The sequence below is a fragment of the Methanobrevibacter sp. genome (genome assembly GCF_045116495.1).
Lineage (GTDB): Archaea > Methanobacteriota > Methanobacteria > Methanobacteriales > Methanobacteriaceae > Methanocatella.
In genome coordinates this window covers 1-18,023 of sequence record NZ_JBGULU010000057.1, presented here as the reverse complement: position 1 = coordinate 18,023, position 18,023 = coordinate 1, and the positions used below count along the sequence as shown (strand labels likewise).

The following is an 18,023-nucleotide window of genomic DNA, read 5'->3' as shown; positions in this document are numbered from 1 at the left end:
AATCATTTAATTTTTATTTTTAAGGTGCAAGTAAGCACTTACATTCGAAAAACTTTATATATGGCCTTATCTATATATTTACTTGTGCAAAGATTTAGCTATCTTTCTATTCCTAATTTTAAGCATGATTTTAATCATGCTTTCATTTCTCCGTTTTTGACGATTTTTTTATATATTGAATATTTTTTTGAATAATTTTAAATATTTTTAAGGATATCTAAAAAATTGAGGAGATGTAAAATGTTGAATTATATATGTGATTAAAAACATAGTTATAGTCATGATTATGGAATTCAACAGTACTGATGAAAAAATCATAACGGCCACATTTGGAATTCTTCAAAACGAAGGTGTTGTTAAAGCGACCACCAAAAGAATAGCTGCCGAAGCGGGAGTAAATGAAGTCACTATTTTTAGAAAGTTTCAAAATAAAAATAATTTGATTGAAGTCACCAAGGAGTATTATGTGAAATTATTCCTTGAAAAACTAGAACGGATTTTTGATTATAATGAAGATGATACTATTGAAGAATATCTTCATAATAATTTTATGGGTCTTTTAGATCTTTCTGATGAAGATTTTAGTATTATTAAGGTTGCTATTGAAGAAGTTAGGAATATTCCTGAAAAAAAGATATTGATGTCAAGAATTACTACAAAAGTCATTGATAAATTAGAGGAATTTTTCATATTTCAAATTGATAAAGAAGTTATCAGGGAAGTTGATTCCAGAGTATTGGCTGGAATGTGTTTCAGCATTACATTTCAATCTATTATTCTATGGAAAATTTATAATAAGGAGCCTAGTGTCGAAACAACTTATTATGCTAAAAATTTCTTAGACATATTATATAATGGAATAAAATTATAATTTTCAGGCCATATGATTTCATCCGGCATTCATAATCCAATAGTAATTAATATTTATCATAAGCATAAAATATTTTAATTGATATGTTTCCGATTGAATATTTTATAGGACTGATTTTAATAGGAATCTGTGCAGGTTTTGCATCCGGACTTTTAGGCGTAGGCGGCGGATTTCTGATTGTCCCTCTGCAGTACTTTTTGTTAAAATACATTGGCGTTGAACCTGATCTGGCTATACTGATTTCATTTGGAACAAGTTTGGCCATAATCGTACCAACATCACTAAGCGGAGCCTACAGGCACACCCGAACAATGGACAATATCATAAAACCCGGAATAAGGTTAGGTATTTTTGGCGTAATTGGGGGAGCTTTAGGAGGTTTTGTGGCATCAGCACTTCCTTCAAGAGTTTTAGAAATAATATTCGGATGTCTGCTTTTGTTTATAGCGATTAACAATATCATTAACATTAACAAGGAAAGGGAAGATGCTAAAATACCCTTTAATTTAATAACTGCAGGGATCGTTGGTCTTTTAGTCGGATTTTCATCAGGACTTTTGGGTGTTGGCGGCGGAGTGTTTCTAATAGCTATCTTAACTGCACTTTTAGGCTTTTCAATGATAGAAGCTATAGGGACTTCTTCTATTTTCATTTGCCTGACTGCAATTGGGGGATTCCTATCATATATGATTTCCGGCTGGGGCGTGTCCACATTCCCGTATTCAATAGGTTATGTCAGTCTAATTAATTTTGCATTAATTGCAGCATTTTCAGTTCCGATGGCATCTTTAGGCGCTAAATATGCTCATAGGGTTCCTCAAAAGAAATTAAAAATCATTTTCTCAGTATTAGTATTGTATATGGCATTAAAAATGCTTGGAGTTTTACCATAAGGTGATAAAATGAGTGGAGATAGAAAAGTTGGAGAAAACTTCGATGCTGATAAGGCATCAGACATATTCGATAAATTAAAAAACGTTGAAGGCAAAACAAAAACTAAAAAGGAAGACAGTAAACTGAAAAATCTTTCAAATTTAATGAATGAAGCTAAATATTTGGAGGGTAAAGGCCAATTGTCTGAAGCTATAGGGCTGTATAAGCAGGTTATTTTTACTTTACCTGATTCTGTAAAAGCATATGAGGCAATTGCCAATATTTATAGAAAGCAGGGCGATACAGATAATGAAAAAGAAATTTTAAAGAAAGCTATCGCCAACTGTAAAAAGAATGATGAATTTAAAAAACGTTTAAGCGAAATTGAATGATTAATCTTTTTTTAAAATAAAATGCAGTTTGAACGATTTCTCGCTCAAACTCATTCTCCTCTTTTTAAGAGGTATTTACGTGAAATGTTTTTAAAACTGAATTCAGGTTCAGTTGTTTTGTAGTATACCCAACCTTCCATTGAACATTTCTCGTGTCCTTCACATACATCCGGAGTGTAGTAACCGTCTGCAGTCTGTTTGAATTCTTCAAAGTCATCCGGGAGAATGTATTCTTCATCATCGATTGGAACACTTTCCATTTCGTATTCGTCCCATACTTTTTTAGCTTCACGGATATCAAATTTTCCGTCACTGTCAATCATATGGAAACAGAATAAGTGATTTTCACTTAATTCATGAGGGTTTTTTTGGATTTTTGGTCCGCAGATTTCACCCTGCCAGCATACGTATTGGCATTTGCCGTGTTTGTCAAGGTAATCTTTTAACTTGCTTTCAATATCATATTTTTCAGCCATTTCCCAGTATGGGTCGTTAGTGTCAACTAACGGGTCTGTTTCCTTGTATACACGTAGGTTACGTGAGCAGACGTAAAACTCGTATTCTTTTTTTAATGGATGTGAGTTAATTTTTTCAAGGATGTATGTTGCAGATGATCCGTCACATTTTTGTGTACGGATGTATGGAGTCTTGTCTTTTAGGATGTCAGGCATGTTTTCGCAACGTTCCTGGTCAGTTTTTGAGATGTATTGGAAATGGTTAGGGAAACGTATTGCTTTATCCTGATCGCTTCCGAATAATGCAAATAATAGTTTTTTACCCCATTCTCTTTTCATTAACCATTTGATCCAGGATTTTTTGAATAATTTTTTGTGATGTTGCGCCATTACTTCGTATTTGTCCGGACCATCGCTTTTACGTTTAGCATCTGCAGGGTTTGAGTATTTGATTTCAAGTAATTCTGTTACATCGCTTCCTTCTTTTTGAGGAATTTCAATGTCAAACATGTCAATTGGTAGAGCGAGACCCTGTGAGATTACATTGAATTTTGAAAGTTTCATAGTTTTGATTTTAAAGTGTTTTCTTCTTAAAAACTCGGACCATTCTTTTTCAGGCACTTTTGAGTCGATTTCAATGTATACACAAAGGTCGTTTTCTTTGAACTCTCCAATTTTTGCAATACATGTCCATCCAAGAACGCCGATAAGTTCGATGTTATCGGCTCCTTCAATAGGTTTTACCCATGAGATTCTTTCAACATGAGCTAGTGAACGTTTTCCATCAATAATCAACGTATCACCTCCAGTAATTATAATATGATTTCTCTTAATCGTCTGTTGTAGATTTCAATATCCGGCAATTCTTCCATTTTAGGTTTATCCGCTTTTAGGATTTCCAGGTATGCAGTGATGAAGGTTGTAATGTTTTCTATTGCCCTCTCATCAGGTTTGCTTTTCTTGCAGTTGCTTTTGTAGTAGCTGATCAACATCAGTATGTCTGCATATAGGCGAGTTCCAATGCGGTCGTCGTCAATGAAGTATTTCATCAGCTCATCAATTTGGATAGGAGCATCAGCGCCGTCATCGATTGCAATCCATGCAAGAATGCATCTGATTGCGTAAAGGTATGTCTTACAGACTCTGCGGGTCATTTCATTTTCTTTACCTTCAACATATCTTTTCCAATTGTTATGGGCTAAACTTCCGTAATGGTACTTTAAGGTTACCTGACTGAATTCCGGCAGGTTGTTCAGGAATTCGCAATTGCCGCGATATACTATTTTCTGCTTGGTCCATTCCCGTAAGTTGGGATTGCTTTTCCAGTGAAGGTTCAGAACCTTTCCAATGTCCCAACCGGTATAGTCAAGGTCTCCGTCAAAGTAATCGATGGTATCTTTTTTAGTGTTAATGGTAAAATAATCATTTACTGGTCTTTTAAAAATAAATCTGACATCATAATCGGAATCCTCATTGGAAAAGCCCCATCCTCGGCTTCCCGCTTCCACTGCGTACAGGATTTCAATATTTTTTTCTTTTTCGATTTTATCTAGTTGTCTGTTGATGTATTCAAACATTTCCTTTGATACATTTTCCATGTTATCACTCTTTTATATTTCTATGGTATCAGCCGGATTCGAACCGGCGAAGGACTAACCACGGGCCCTGAACCCGCCGCATTTGACCACTCTGCCATGATACCCCAAATCTCTTTTTAAGTGATGGTACTGGGATTCGAACCCAAATGACTTTTTAATCGATTCGCTCGATTTTTTGCCCCCTTGAATATACCATCACCACAAGAATATTTATCTATTCTCGTGTATGATTAAACATGCTCTAAAGCTGAAGTAATCATAATGTTAAGTTTGTTTCATTTATATTTAAATTAAGTAAAGCATTTGCTTTATATATAAAAGAGTTTTTTTGGAATCTATTTGAATACTGTAAGCTTGAGAATAGTAGATATGACAAATATTACAATTGAGAAGTATATTATGAATCTTCCATGCTTTTGATAGAGTTCAACATCCTTTTTAAAGAAAAACAATGCCGCTCCGTAAAGTAAACCTATTATAGGTATTATTAGTGTGATTACATAACCTATGATGGGTACTATAATATTTCCTTTATCTTCCATTCAACCACCTTCATAATTAGATTAGTACTTGAAATATATTAAATTATCTAAAATGAGTTTGTAAAAATTGTTAAAAATAAAAAATAAAAAAGGAAGTTAATTAGAATTCAATTCCTGAATAATATCCTTTAAGATGATAATTATAGTTATTCCAATTAACTACGCTTCCAAATGAATTTCTAGCACTTGTTGCATCAGTTACAATCCATGTATCTCCAATTAACACCTGGGTCCAGACGTGACCATATGTGCTTCCGCTTGAAAATACACATGTACCATGAACATATCTTGCTGCAAGACCTGCAGTTCTATACATTGCAATCAGTAAATGAGCTTGGTCAACACAGTTTCCTGTTTTTGCATTTAAAGTTCCGACAGCGCCGTATCTGGTATCGTAATAGAAACTGTAGGATACGTAATCACGCACATAATTGTAAATTGCTTTAGCTTTTGCCAAATCTGTTGTTAAACCATCAGTTACTTTATTAACAATAGCTTTAATTGCACTGTTTCCAACTTGACAATGTGTAGAAGCTTTAAGATATTTGGTCAAATCTGTAATAGTGTTCTTTGAATTCAAGGAACTTGAAGTGGATGTAGCATATGTTTTAATAGATACATAATTAGGCATAATGGAATAATCTCCATAAAATGCTACAACACGGGCAGTAGCATAAACTAAACCGTTATATCCGATTGTTCCAACTTTTGAACTCACAGAATTTGGCATGATTCCGTTTGCATTGCAGGTATTTACAACACTTTTTGCAACAGAAAGGTAATCATATAATTCACCTAAATTAGCTGCAGCCTGAGGTTTAGCCGGATCGTTAACATGTTTAACTTCAATATCTTTTTTACTATTGTCATTTAAGTTAATGATAGCTTGTGAAGCTATATAAAGATAGTCAGCTAATGAGTAAGTTATGGATCCTATTGTGACTGTTCCTGGCAATTCTCCATTTCCTTCAATGTATTTTTTAACATTTTGGGATGCTTTAATGACTTCTGCTAATGTAACCTTATCTGCAACAGTTATTAATGAAGAGCCTGTAGTGGATCCATCAGTATATGTTACGGTATATTTGCCTTTTGCTAATCCGGAAATTCCAAGTTTTGCAATACCATTAGCGTCTGTCTGTACAGATTGAGCTTTATTGTTTAATGTGAATTTAATAGTTGTTTTTACAGGTTTATTTTGACCGTCAAGTACTTTTACATCAAATGTAGAAGAGGAACTTGCAGGTACTGTTATATCATTTGCTGTAAATGTAGTTCCATTAACTAAAATGCTTTTTGTGACTTTTGCAGAAGTGTAATATGAGTTGGATATTTCTATATCAATAGGATACTCTCCAATTTTTTCAGTTACTGCAAATTTAGCAATTCCATTGGCATCAGTAGTTACTTTTGTTGATTTTCCATTAAAAGTAAATTTAACTTCAACTCCATTAAGATTGGCCCCAGTCTTGTTTTTAAGTGTTACCTGATAACTGGAACCGTCATTATATTTCATCACTAAATTATCTGCAATTATTGAAACTTTCTGTTTTGAAATGATAACTTTTCCTGTGTGGATATTATAATCTTTTGCACCTGGTGTTGAGTGGGTAGCTTTAAGTGAATATGTGCCCGGTTTTAAATCGCCGATAGGGAGTTTTGCTATCCCATTCATATCTGTAATGACCTTGGTTGTTTTCCCGTTAAAAGTAAATGTTATGGTTTTGTTAGCTAATACTTTACCATCGGATTTCCTTTGTAATGTCAATTCATAGCTTGATCCGTCATTATATTGCATTTTCAAGTCACTTGCATTTAAAATGACAGTTGAATCTTTCACATACAATTTTTTAGAACCTGAAACAGATTTATATTTGCTGTTTCCAGTATATTTATAGGTAATTGTGTATGTGCCTTTTGAAAGAGCAGGGATGGATATTGTAGCTTTCCCATTTGCATCTGTTGTAACGGTTACTTTCTTATTGTTGTAATTGAAGTTGATTTTAGCATTTTTAATTGGCTTGTTGTTATTGTTTTTCAATACAACAGAATAGGAACTTTTAGTTTTAGGAAGTATGTATTCGTTACTTGCGGTAATTTTACTGCTTGCTTTTTTAACGGTTATTGTTTTTGTCACTGTTTCCTTTGAATAGGAATTATATAATTTGACTTTATATGTTCCAGGTAAAAGAGTGGAAACATCTATTTGAGCAACACCGTTAGAATCAGTTTTCACAGTGTAGGTTTTACCGTTTAATGTTATTTTCACATTACCGTTTTTCAGATTACCGTTGTCCCTATAGAATTTCGCAGTATAGTTTTTGTTTTCACCATATGCTATTGTCATATCTTTGCCTGATATTGATGTGAGCACTTTAATTTTTTTGGAAATTGAACTTTTAATGTACTGTGAATTTCCATTATATTTTGCAGTTACAGAGTATGTGCCTTTTTTAAGAGAATTTGTATTAAAATAAGCGATACCATTATTGTTTGTAGTTGCTTTGTATGTTTTACTGTTTAATTTTAATGAAACACTTTGATTAGCCAATACAGTTCCATTTTTGTCCTTTAAAACAACTTTAACAACTGTGGCGGTTTTTGAATAATGTGCATTGTTTACTTCTAGTTTAGTGCTGACCTTTGTTGTATTTGTTGTGCCATTTTCACTTGAAGTCTGTTTTGCATCAGTGGTGGCTTCCTTAAGAGTGTCATCACCACCTTGACTGTTTTTTAAAATTAAATTTTCATTACTGTCTTCAAAATTACTTAATGATAATTCATCATTGTCTGATATTAAATCTGAAGACCCCGTACTTGTAACATTGTTTAATTCAGCTGCGCTGACTGCCCCTAATACTATAAAGAACATTAAAACAACTGAAATTATTAATGTTGCTTTTTTAATCGAAATATTTACACCTTCTTGGTTTTCATTATTAGAATTTTTTTAGAAATATATAGAAAATTATAATATTTCATATTATGTGGATATTTATTTGTTTATTTGTTTATATAAATGTTAGTATTACTTAAAATGTAAAAAATAGCTTATTAAAAAGATTATTTTACTTAAAATGCCATACAAATAGGAATCATATTTCTTTTCATTTAATTTCAATAAAAAAAGGAAAATAATTAGGCTGGTTTTAAATAAACTAAGGTAATTATTGTAATCATTTAGAAATTGTCTTTTGCAATGTTTAATTGATTTATAGGGATTATCTGATGAATATTCCCATTCCTGTTGCAGTAATGTGCATGCAGTCCCCACCTAATCCTACCATTCCATATTTTATATCCAAATCCAGAACTCCATTTCCACCGTTTTCCTTTATGACATTGACTAATTTTATTAGACATTCGTCTTTTCCTTTTTTAATGTTAACAAGACGCTCAAGTTCTCTATTGTCATAATCCTTACTGATTGCATGCTTGTTATCAAGTATGACTTCACTGAAGTAAATTCCAAGAATGTCGTGGTTTCTGGTTTTCATATCGGTACTGGTAATGAAGAAAAAATTCAGGTTGTTTATTCTGTCATTACTTTCCATTTCATCAAAATAAGGTATTTCTTCCTCCTCTATTTCGGAGTCAGGTGTTTCCCATCGAATATGTGAAATAATTAGTTTAGAAATTTCTTTAATTTTTTTAGCAACCCATTTGAAATTGGATATGGTTCCTCCGATAATTACTAAAAGAATATAGTTTATCAGTGTTGGAAATGCCGCTTGCAAAATTACAATAACGGAACCGGCTGTGATTATATTCATTCCTAAAGAGGGGTTTTTTAAAATAAAACTGTAAAATGTTGTATCAATAAAAAGGATGAATGCGCTTATTGCCCCTAAATTTTTACCGAGGAGTCTGTTGGCTAATACGGTTTCGGCATATCCTGCACCTAATGGTGCAAATATAAGCCCTAAATTCCATCCAACAATTGCAATATTGAAGTATAGAAAAAATGCATAAACTAGGAGTCCCGCTGCGGTACCCACTCCTATACAGAACACTGACTTTAAAACATAATTAAAATCAACTTCTTTTTCTTTAATTTTCATTTTAATCGTATTTTATTGCAGTTCCGTATGCAGTTACAAGAATGGTATTGCCCATGGTGCCGCCGAGGTTATCATATGAAATTTTAATCCCGATAATTGCGTTGGCCCCTAAACTTTCAGCTTTTTCTTCCATGCTTTTAAGGGCAATGGCTCTTGCTTTTTCTATTTCTTCTTCATATTGGGTAGTTCTTCCACCTACTACATCACGAACACCAGAAAATATGTCTTTATAGATATTGGATCCGATTAATGATTCTCCAGTAACCAATCCTTTGTATTCTATAATTTCTTTATTTTCCAATGTGTTTGAGGAGGTTAATATCATTCATATCACTATTTCATAAAGGTCATTATTGCCCAAATTATTAAAAATATTGCGATAACTATATATAATATAATTTGTGATCTTTTTCTCTGATTTAATCTTGCATCCCAGACTTTTTGACAATCTGGTGAGCATACAAGTTCATTTAATGGAATTGGGGTTCCACATATTGGACAATGTTTGTGAGGTTCTACTGCCATTTTTTCATCTCCTTATATTTTAAAAAATTCTTTAGTATTTTTAGTGACTTGAATTGCAAGTTCTTCTGCATCAATGCCCATGCACATTGCAATTGTTTCGAGGATGTGAGGTAAATATTTTGGTTCGTTTCTATTTTTTTTAGGTTTTTTATCAAAATTTTTAGGTATTAGGAACGGTGCGTCAGTTTCTATCATTAATTTTTCCGGAGGAATTACGCTTACGGCTTCCTGTAAATTTCTGCCTCTCTTCATGTCGCAAATCCATCCGGTAACACCAATATAACAACCTAAATCCACATAATTTTGTGCTTCCTGTTTGGTTCCGGTAAAACAATGGACAACTGATTTTTCAATAACGTTATCATGTCTTTTCAATATTTCAGATAAATCTTCGTGTGCTTCTCTTTCATGTAAAAATAAAGGTAAACCTGTTCTTTCGCCAACCTCTATTTGTGCTTCAAACCATTTTCTCTGCAAATCCTGCGGTGAAAAGTTTCTGTTATAGTCAAGGCCACATTCTCCAATAGCTACTACGGACTTGCTTTTAGATATTTTCTCCAGTTCAAACATTGTATGTCCGTTGCATGTTTTAGCGTCATGAGGATGGACTCCTGATGTTGAAAATAAGGTTCCCGGATATTTTGACGCATATTCAGCAGCCATTTGACTTGAATGGACATTGGTTCCGGTGATAATAAATTGTTTAACGCCTGCTTTTTTTGCATTTTCAATTATTTCGGTTCTGTCTTTTTTAAAAGAAGAATGCATCAGATTCAAACCAATATCAATGAGATTATCCACTTTTTCACCTATTCGTTAATGATTTTGGTTCCGATATCTTCGCCGTTAACTGCTTTTATGAGATTTTCAGGTTCAAATCCGTTGGTAATTACGGTTTCCAAATTGGACCTTTTAATCATTTGAACTGCAGTTGTGTCAAAGAATTCGTAGGTTCCCGCCTTGACATCTTTTCCGCTTAAAAACTCAAGTAAATCTGTTGCAGTAACTTCCGGAACAAGTTCCGCATCATCAAATTTATTCGGATCTTTTGTATACATTCCATCAACGGAAGTCAGGTTGATAAGTTTGTCTGCATTAACATATTCTGCAAGGATTGCAGATACTGCATCGGTACTGTGGGCAGGTTCGGTTCCTCCCATAACGATGATTTTTCCAGTGGCTGAGAATTCCAAAGCTTCCTGGAAATTATGAGGGACTCTTTGATATGCTGCATCACCAAGTGCTGATAGCATTAATTTTGCATTAATTCTGGTTACTTCAATTCCAATATCATCGCATTGCGCTTCTCCAGCTCCAAGGTCACGAACAACACTAATATATTCTCTTGCAGGTTTTCCACCACCTACAACAACAAATATTTCATGTTCTTTTGTCAGGTCTTTCAAAATAGCGCTGTATTCTTGGAATTTCTTACAATCATATTCTTTGAGTAAAATTGATCCTCCAATTGCAATAACAATTTTCATATATTCACCTTATGATAATGTATCTTTGAGATATTATTTAAATTTTAATTAATTGAATGTCAAAATATAATTATGTAAAAGGTGATTATTCATGAATTTGGCCAGTCAGATATATACCAGAAAATCTTGTCGTGATTATTTGGATGAGGAAATAGATGTTAATGTGATTGAAAATATCATAGCTGATGCTGAACTTCTTGATAATAGTTTCAAGTATAGATATGAAATTTTTAAGAAAAATGAAGTCAATATTAAAACCCGATGGAGAGCGCCATATTATTTAGCGTTGTTTTGTGAGGATAATCCTATTAATAGGGTTAATCTAGGGTTTGTTTTCCAACAGGTCTGTCTGCATATGCAAAGTATTGGAATCGGTAATTGTTGGGTGGGAATGGCATCACTAAAAGAAAAAGACTCTGAATTTATCATTTGCATATCCTTTGGAAAGTCAAATGACATGACAAGGGACATTTCCAGCTTCAAAAGAAAAAAACTAAATGAAATATCTGACTTTGAAGATGAAAGGTTAATTCCAGCACAGCTTGCCCCTTCAGCCATCAATATGCAGCCATGGTATTTCAAGCATAATGACGACGGTTTTGATGTATATCAGCAAAAACAGAATATTATAAAAAGACAATTTGTTAAAAAATGGAATTCTATCGACGTTGGTATTGCATTATCTCATTTGTATGTTGAAAATGAGAATACATTTCAGTTTTATGTTAAAACTGATTTTCAAAAATTAAAAGGTTATATTTACATTGGAAGTATTAAAATTTAAAAAAAGAAAAATTTAGAGGATTTAGATATCCTCTGACATCAATACTTTGTATAGGTATCCTGCAATGATTGCACCGACAATTGGAGCTAGGATAAATACCCAAACTTGGTTTAATGCTTGCCCTCCCATGAATAATGCAGGCGCTAAGCTTCTTGCCGGGTTAACTGAAGTCCCTGTTAAAGGAATGCCTATGATATGTACTAATGTGAAGGTCAAACCCATTACAATGCCTGCAACAGCTCCGGTTTCTGCTTTTTTAGTAACTCCAAGTACTGTAAATACAAATACAAAGGTTAAGATAATTTCAACAATAATGGCTCCGATTGCATTAAGGCCAACAGCTGATGCGGCGCCAAATCCATTTTGACCCAATCCAGTCATGGTATATCCTCCAAGATGCGCAGAGGAGTTAATAATGACTGCTAAGATTCCAATACCGATTATGGCTCCAATACATTGGAATACAATATACATTATCAAGTCTTTTACATCCATTCTTCCATCAATCCACATACCGATTGAAACAGCAGGGTTGATGTGACATCCTGAGATGTCTCCAATAACATATGCCATAGCCACGATTGATAAACCGAATGCTAATGCAATTCCCAGATTGCCTAATACTGACCCAGCTATGGCAGCACTTCCACAACCGAATAGGACAAGTACCATTGTTCCTATTAATTCTGCAATATATCTTTTCATAATTTTCCCCTATTAATTTATTAATGTGTAAATTTATTTTTAACGTCTTCGAATCTTTTTATATCCTAAATATGCTACGAATAATACAAATAATATTAAAACAAATGGGAATACATGTAGCAGTATTGAATCGTTAACTCTATCGAATTTATATTCCTGATCAAAGCCCATATGTTTGGTGTCTGTATGATTCTGAGTTATTTTTGCAAAGTTATAAACTAAATCGTAATAGCTGATGTGTGCACCTTCGTATTCAATTGAATCCGGGGCCTGACCGTTCGCATCCATATAGTTTCTAACAATTCCAGCCATTTTCATGTAATCATAAACAGAATATGAATCTCTTACCAAAAATGAAATTCCCATAGGATTTTTTGGTGCATCAAAGGATTTTGGGATATCCAATCCGTTTCCGTTTAAGTAGGAACTTGTTTCGTATAACAGTTGAGGTGCGGAATAGTTTCCGTAAGTTCCTTTCATTTCAGTATCGTTACTGCTTACCAGTTCTTTGCTTGCGCTTGCCATTACTGCAGGAGATATTTTATTTGTAACTATTAAATTATCGCTTAAAATCTTTGTATCGTTTGAATGCTCATTTGCAATGTTTACAATTTCCTGTGCGATTTGTTTATTCATTTCTTCATCATATCTGTTAAGACATCCGTCTTTACCATTGTTTGGGAATTCTTTTAATGGTTGGACATAATATATTCCTGAATTTTTAAGAAATGTTCCTGGATCGCGCATTCCTATAAAGCTTTCATTGGAATAATTGTCATCCCATGCTCTTCTAAGGTAATTACTGTGATTGTCCAAATCATAATCACCTGTATTAACTAAAATAAATTGTTTGTTTGAATTTGCAGATGATTGACCTAATTGTAAGTAATTTCCTGAATCTGCTGCGGCAAGCCCTATGCTTATGTCACTTGTCACCTGTATTGCCCGGTACCCTTCACCCGGTGCCGGAGCTTGATTATCTACGATTACCTGAAGTTCGCCTCCACTTATTTCTTCTATGTAACTCTTAATGGAGTTTAACATTTTAATATCTTCGTCATGGCCTATGATATTGTCTGCAGTTATGAAAACAGTTTTGGATGCAGTCACATCTTGAACTAACGGAGCGACAATTAGTATGGCCAATAATAGTATTGCGATTTGTTTTTTCATCTTTCTTTTACCTAACCTTTGATTAATATTTAGTATTAACTTCCTAACTAAAATATTTTTTTACATTATGATTTCAATATTCCCGATAAAATAGCATATTTTTTGAATTTAAAGATTTAAAATTAGTTTAAAGCATATATTTAAATATTTTAATGTTTAATTTCTTTTTAGAGGATTTAAAAAGATTATCTTTTATTTTAAGTTTAATTTAATAGAGTTTTATAAAAATTTATTTCGACGTATTAAATTGTAATAATTGAGTAATTTTGGGCATGATATTCGGTTAAAATATCATGTGTTAGGTGGCTAAAAAAGTTTTATCCTATAAAATTTCCTTTTATTATTAAATTTATTATCAAAGATTTATTATTTTTAAAATCTAACTGAAATAAAAAGTTTAATTGCTAGTTAATAGTTTTTTGCTAATTAATAGTCAATAATCGTCCTCAAAAAGGTGATTTGAAAATGTTTAAAAATAGTCAAAAAATATCTATTAGCAAACACTTGATAATTTCACTGCTATTCGTTGTGATAATATTTACTTCTGCGGGAGTTAATATTGACGATGTATGTGCTCATGATTTAAATCAGAGTGTAGATGGAATTACAAGTGAATTAAATATTGAAGATAAGCTAGAAAATTCTCAAGAAAATATATTGAATACGAATGTTGAAAGTTACGGATCTTTAAGTGCTAGTCAGAACGAGGAAATTTTGGGTGCAACAATCACTCCGGAAAAGCATACATTTGAAAGCATTCGAGCGGCGATTGAAGATGCAAATGATGGGGATACAATCAAATTAAGCGGAACATATTATGCTCAGAAAGAATTTGATCAGATTAGTTTAAATAAGAAATTAAAAATAACTGCCGATTCTACGGCTATATTGAATGCAAAAGGACTAACTCATATATTCACTGTTGGTACTGGTGGAGGTGGTTCCTCTTTCAATAATCTGCATTTCAAGAATGCATATCATGAAGGGTCAGGCGGAGCAATCTTTATCAACAATAAGAATGTCAAAGTAACGAACTGTATTTTCGAAAATGGAAATGCATATCAGGGCAGTGGAATCGGAACAATATACAATAATTACTCGGCGGTAAATCTGTTGATAGAAAATTGTAAATTTATTAATAACCATGCTCAAAGAACCGCTGCGGCTATTTCAGCATACGGAAACAATACCCGTTTAATTAACTGTACATTTGAATCAAATAAAGTGTATAACGGATCTTCAACCGGATATGGAGGTGCAATTCAAATTGGTTTGGATGATGATGTATCCTATGGCTACATCTATAATTGTAAATTTTACAATAACTATGTAAAACCTACAACCGAAAGGGCACACGGCGGTGCGGGCTGTGTTCGTGATGGAATAATATATGAAAATTGTTTGTTCGTCAATAATTCAGCAGCACAGGGTGGTGCTTTAACATATCACGGTTCCGGATTAATTAAAAACTGTACATTCATAAATAACACTGCTAAGTATTATGGTGGTGCTTTATCAAACGGTTTCAATTATATTGCAGGAAACTTAAAAATTGAAAATTGTAATTTTGAAGGAAATGATGCTCCTTTAGGAGGTGCAGTGCAGCTGTTAAGTCAGAATATCATGATTAACAATTGCAATTTTAACAATAACAACGCTTCAGAAGACGGGGGAGCTATAAATATCAATGCCGAAACCGTCAATATCGAAAATTCAAAATTCAACAGGAATGTTGCTAATGTTGATGGTGGTGCTGTATTCATCAATGGTAAATCCACTACAATCAAAGGTTCTTCATTCAGATATAATGAAGCTATCCCTGATGCCAATAAATTAAACGATGGCCTGGGCGGTGCAATTTATATTAATAGTACCCGTGCTTTCATTGAAAACAATGAGTTTTATTACAATACTGCTAGAAATGGAAGTGCAATTTACTATGATAAATTTGGAAACCAGTTAAAATTAACACGCAATACATTTTATCAAAACCAGGCTTGGGTTTATGCGTTGCCAGTATATGCCCATGATATTTATTATGGCCAGACCGAAATTACCGGTTCAATTATCCATGGTGGAAATAATATTGGAAAATACGGCAATTTGGCTGTTTCAAATGCAATTTATAATGCTGCAAATAACAATTTGATAGAAATCGATGGTGAAATTCCAGTTTCTGGTGCAACAACAAGCGGACATCTCTACCAGGATGACCGTGAATACAACATGAAAATCTTGTTGACTGTCGTTCATCAGGACGGAACTGTAGTTTACAACAATACATTAAATTCCGATACATTCGGTGAAGTGAAAGTCAGCTTAAACAATTTAAAAGTTGGAAAATATTACGTTACTGCAAAACACTATGAAGATACATATTATAAAGCAATTACCAATGCAACATCATTCGTTGTCACAGCTCAGGTTGATGATGAAGTTAAAAAATCAGTCAGCTCTGATGATGTAAATTACAATGACCTGGTAGTCTGGACATTAAACATTAAAAATAACGGTCCAAGTAACGCTACTAGTGTGGTTGTAAGGGATGTATTACCTAATGGTTTGGAATGGATTGAAGACAACACTAACGGCAAATATAATCCTCAGACAGGCGTTTTGAGATTAGATTCATTAAAAGTCGGCGAAACATTTGTCGTTAAAATCATGACTAAAGTAAAAAAGACAGGCAAAATTACAAATAATGTAAACATCACTGCAAAAGAATATGACTACAAACTAACAAATAATTATGACCAGTCAGACATCAGTGTTGATCCTGCGGCCGATTTGGCTGTTGTTAAGGAGGTTAATGTATCTGCTGTAAATCTCCATGATTCAGTAAAATGGACAATAACAGTATCAAACAATGGTCCGGATACCGCTACTGGTGTAGTTGCAACCGATATGCTTCCTAAATCATTAATCTGGATTAGTGATGATTCCTCTGGAAAATACAATCACAATACTGGAAAATGGAATATCGGAACATTAAACAAAGGAAGTAGCGTAAAATTAAACATTGTTTGCAAAGTAAATGCCACAGGAGTTATTGAAAACATAGTTTCTGTTACTGGAAATGAATATGATTGGGATAAATCCAACAATGATGCAAGTAAAACTGTTAATGTCAAACCTGCATCTGATTTAGGTATTGTAAAGACTGTTAGTCCGGGTGTTGTTAATTATAGGGATGTTGTCTGCTGGACTTTGACTGTTACTAATTATGGTCCGGATGCTGCTAGTGGTGTTAGGATTTCGGATATTTTGCCGAGTGGTTTTGTTTATTTAAATTCTACTATGCTGTACAGTAATGGTGTTGTTGAGGTTGGTAATTTGGCTGTTGGTGGCAGTGTTAGTGTTAAAATCTATTCGAGAGCGGATATTACCGGCACTTTTGTTAATGTGGCCAGTGTAAAAGGTAATGAATATGATCAAAATCCTGCTAACGATAGGGCTGATGCATCAGTAACTGTAAAGCCTGCAGCAGACTTGCAGGTAACAAAAATTTCCAATATGTCTGTTGTCAATCTCCATGAAATGGTAAAATGGACAATAACAGTTAAAAATAACGGTCCGGATACTGCTACTGGCGTAACTGTCAGTGATTTACTTCCTGAATCTTTAGTTTGGGTTAGTGACGACTCATCCAGAAAATACAATCGCAACACTGGAAAATGGAATATTGGAACCCTGAACAAAGGAAGCAGTGTCAATTTAAACATCATTTCAAAAGTCAATGCAACAGGTTCAATTAAAAACATTGTTTCTGTTACTGGAAATGAATTTGATTGGGATAAGACTAACAACAATGCTACAAGGACAGTTACAGTTAAGCCTGCATCTGATTTGGGTATTGTAAAGACTGTTAGTCCTGGTGTTGTTAACTATACTGACATTGTCTGCTGGACTTTGACTGTTACTAATTTTGGTCCGGATGCTGCTAGTGGTGTTAGGATTTCGGATACTTTGCCGAGAGGTTTTGTTTATTTGAATTCCTCTAGACCTTACAGTGATGGTGTTGTTGAGGTTGGTAATTTGGCTGTTGGCGGCAGTGTTAGTGTTAAAATCTATTCAAGAGCTAATGTCACTGGTTCTTTTGTTAATGTGGCCAGTGTAAAAGGTAATGAATATGATCAAAATCCTGCTAACAATAGGGCTGATGCATCAGTAACTGTAAAGCCTGCAGCAGACTTGCAGGTCACAAAAACTGTAAACAATACAAATCCTAATTTAGATGAAACAATTCAATGGACAATAACAGTAAAAAATAACGGTCCTAATACAGCTACTGGTGTAGTTGTAAGCGATATTCTTCCAAAATCACTAAAATTCATTAAAAGTAATGGAAATTACGACAGTAACACTGGAAAATGGACTATTGGAACTCTAAATAAAGGAAGCAGTGTTTCATTAAAAATCACATGCTCACCAAATGTCACTGGTGTTATTGAAAATAAAGCTTCAGTAACTGGAAATGAATATGATTGGGATAAATCCAACAATGATGCAACAAAAACAATCACTGTGCCTAAAGCGAGCGATTTGGGTATTCTTAAG

Annotated in this window: 16 protein-coding genes and 1 tRNA gene; 5 read left to right on the top strand and 12 right to left on the bottom strand. The window is 33.6% G+C overall.

Features of this window, described 5'->3' with window-relative positions; genetic code table 11:
* Positions 1-280: 280 nt before the first annotated feature.
* From ACJMLH_RS02960 to ACJMLH_RS02950, 3 genes are all read left to right on the top strand, one after another.
* A complete protein-coding gene (locus ACJMLH_RS02960) occupies positions 281-871 on the top strand; it encodes a TetR/AcrR family transcriptional regulator (RefSeq protein ID WP_405274576.1) in 591 nt (196 codons plus the stop codon).
* An 83-nt stretch (positions 872-954) separates the two neighbouring features.
* The gene (locus tag ACJMLH_RS02955; RefSeq protein ID WP_405274574.1) at positions 955-1,764 is read left to right on the top strand and encodes a sulfite exporter TauE/SafE family protein; all 810 of its coding nucleotides are present in this window, start codon (positions 955-957) and stop codon (positions 1,762-1,764) included.
* Between the two features lie 9 nt (positions 1,765-1,773).
* A complete protein-coding gene (locus ACJMLH_RS02950) occupies positions 1,774-2,136 on the top strand; it encodes a tetratricopeptide repeat protein (RefSeq protein WP_405274571.1) in 363 nt (120 codons plus the stop codon).
* 50 nt (positions 2,137-2,186) lie between these two features.
* On the opposite strand, the gene ACJMLH_RS02945 is transcribed toward ACJMLH_RS02950, so the two are convergent.
* The 10 genes from ACJMLH_RS02945 to pyrH form a co-directional block, all read right to left on the bottom strand.
* Positions 2,187-3,386 (bottom strand): hypothetical protein, encoded by a 1,200-nt coding sequence (locus ACJMLH_RS02945; protein ID WP_405274569.1) that lies wholly within the window; start codon positions 3,384-3,386, stop codon positions 2,187-2,189.
* A 17-nt stretch (positions 3,387-3,403) separates the two neighbouring features.
* Complete coding sequence (locus ACJMLH_RS02940; protein WP_405274567.1) at positions 3,404-4,189, bottom strand: DNA polymerase beta superfamily protein; 786 nt, start codon at positions 4,187-4,189, stop codon at positions 3,404-3,406.
* Between the two features lie 23 nt (positions 4,190-4,212).
* Positions 4,213-4,293 (bottom strand) — tRNA-Leu (locus ACJMLH_RS02935).
* A gap of 231 nt (positions 4,294-4,524) precedes the next feature.
* The gene (locus ACJMLH_RS02930) at positions 4,525-4,731 is read right to left on the bottom strand and encodes a hypothetical protein (protein ID WP_405274565.1); all 207 of its coding nucleotides are present in this window, start codon (positions 4,729-4,731) and stop codon (positions 4,525-4,527) included.
* A 100-nt stretch (positions 4,732-4,831) separates the two neighbouring features.
* Complete coding sequence (locus ACJMLH_RS02925) at positions 4,832-7,603, bottom strand: Ig-like domain-containing protein (RefSeq protein ID WP_405274563.1); 2,772 nt, start codon at positions 7,601-7,603, stop codon at positions 4,832-4,834.
* A gap of 349 nt (positions 7,604-7,952) precedes the next feature.
* Positions 7,953-8,792: a hypothetical protein gene (locus tag ACJMLH_RS02920; protein ID WP_405274561.1), complete on the bottom strand. Its 840-nt coding sequence runs from the start codon at positions 8,790-8,792 to the stop codon at positions 7,953-7,955.
* 1 nt (position 8,793) lies between these two features.
* Entirely contained in the window at positions 8,794-9,117 is a 324-nt protein-coding gene (locus ACJMLH_RS02915) for a YbjQ family protein (protein WP_405274559.1), read from the bottom strand.
* A gap of 8 nt (positions 9,118-9,125) precedes the next feature.
* Entirely contained in the window at positions 9,126-9,317 is a 192-nt protein-coding gene (locus ACJMLH_RS02910; protein WP_067041052.1) for a DUF2116 family Zn-ribbon domain-containing protein, read from the bottom strand.
* 12 nt (positions 9,318-9,329) lie between these two features.
* Complete coding sequence (locus tag ACJMLH_RS02905; RefSeq protein WP_405274557.1) at positions 9,330-10,118, bottom strand: TatD family hydrolase; 789 nt, start codon at positions 10,116-10,118, stop codon at positions 9,330-9,332.
* 8 nt (positions 10,119-10,126) lie between these two features.
* Entirely contained in the window at positions 10,127-10,804 is a 678-nt protein-coding gene (gene pyrH / locus ACJMLH_RS02900) for a UMP kinase (protein WP_405274555.1), read from the bottom strand.
* Between the two features lie 91 nt (positions 10,805-10,895).
* Here pyrH and ACJMLH_RS02895 point away from each other — a divergent pair, with 91 nt between their 5' ends.
* Complete coding sequence (locus ACJMLH_RS02895) at positions 10,896-11,588, top strand: nitroreductase family protein (RefSeq protein ID WP_405274553.1); 693 nt, start codon at positions 10,896-10,898, stop codon at positions 11,586-11,588.
* 21 nt (positions 11,589-11,609) lie between these two features.
* Here ACJMLH_RS02895 and ACJMLH_RS02890 read toward each other — a convergent pair whose 3' ends face one another.
* Both ACJMLH_RS02890 and ACJMLH_RS02885 read right to left on the bottom strand, forming a co-directional pair.
* The gene (locus ACJMLH_RS02890; RefSeq protein WP_405274551.1) at positions 11,610-12,293 is read right to left on the bottom strand and encodes an MIP family channel protein; all 684 of its coding nucleotides are present in this window, start codon (positions 12,291-12,293) and stop codon (positions 11,610-11,612) included.
* A gap of 39 nt (positions 12,294-12,332) precedes the next feature.
* Entirely contained in the window at positions 12,333-13,466 is a 1,134-nt protein-coding gene (locus ACJMLH_RS02885; protein WP_405274549.1) for an adhesin, read from the bottom strand.
* Between the two features lie 465 nt (positions 13,467-13,931).
* On the opposite strand from ACJMLH_RS02885, the gene ACJMLH_RS02880 reads away from it, so the two are divergent.
* On the top strand, positions 13,932-18,023 hold a 4,092-nt coding region (locus ACJMLH_RS02880; RefSeq protein WP_405274547.1), incomplete at its 3' end, for a hypothetical protein.

Excerpts from the sequence above, each read along its gene's own strand:
- ACJMLH_RS02960 (WP_405274576.1), top strand. The coding sequence starts at position 281 with ATGATTATGGAATTCAACAGTACTGATGAAAAAATCATAACGGCCACA.
- ACJMLH_RS02955 (WP_405274574.1), top strand. The coding sequence starts at position 955 with ATGTTTCCGATTGAATATTTTATAGGACTGATTTTAATAGGAATCTGT.
- ACJMLH_RS02950 (WP_405274571.1), top strand. The coding sequence starts at position 1,774 with ATGAGTGGAGATAGAAAAGTTGGAGAAAACTTCGATGCTGATAAGGCA.
- ACJMLH_RS02940 (WP_405274567.1), bottom strand. The coding sequence starts at position 4,189 with ATGGAAAATGTATCAAAGGAAATGTTTGAATACATCAACAGACAACTA.
- ACJMLH_RS02930 (WP_405274565.1), bottom strand. The coding sequence starts at position 4,731 with ATGGAAGATAAAGGAAATATTATAGTACCCATCATAGGTTATGTAATC.
- ACJMLH_RS02925 (WP_405274563.1), bottom strand. The coding sequence starts at position 7,603 with ATGTTCTTTATAGTATTAGGGGCAGTCAGCGCAGCTGAATTAAACAAT.
- ACJMLH_RS02920 (WP_405274561.1), bottom strand. The coding sequence starts at position 8,792 with ATGAAAATTAAAGAAAAAGAAGTTGATTTTAATTATGTTTTAAAGTCA.
- ACJMLH_RS02915 (WP_405274559.1), bottom strand. The coding sequence starts at position 9,117 with ATGATATTAACCTCCTCAAACACATTGGAAAATAAAGAAATTATAGAA.
- ACJMLH_RS02910 (WP_067041052.1), bottom strand. The coding sequence starts at position 9,317 with ATGGCAGTAGAACCTCACAAACATTGTCCAATATGTGGAACCCCAATT.
- pyrH (WP_405274555.1), bottom strand. The coding sequence starts at position 10,804 with ATGAAAATTGTTATTGCAATTGGAGGATCAATTTTACTCAAAGAATAT.
- ACJMLH_RS02895 (WP_405274553.1), top strand. The coding sequence starts at position 10,896 with ATGAATTTGGCCAGTCAGATATATACCAGAAAATCTTGTCGTGATTAT.
- ACJMLH_RS02890 (WP_405274551.1), bottom strand. The coding sequence starts at position 12,293 with ATGAAAAGATATATTGCAGAATTAATAGGAACAATGGTACTTGTCCTA.
- ACJMLH_RS02885 (WP_405274549.1), bottom strand. The coding sequence starts at position 13,466 with ATGAAAAAACAAATCGCAATACTATTATTGGCCATACTAATTGTCGCT.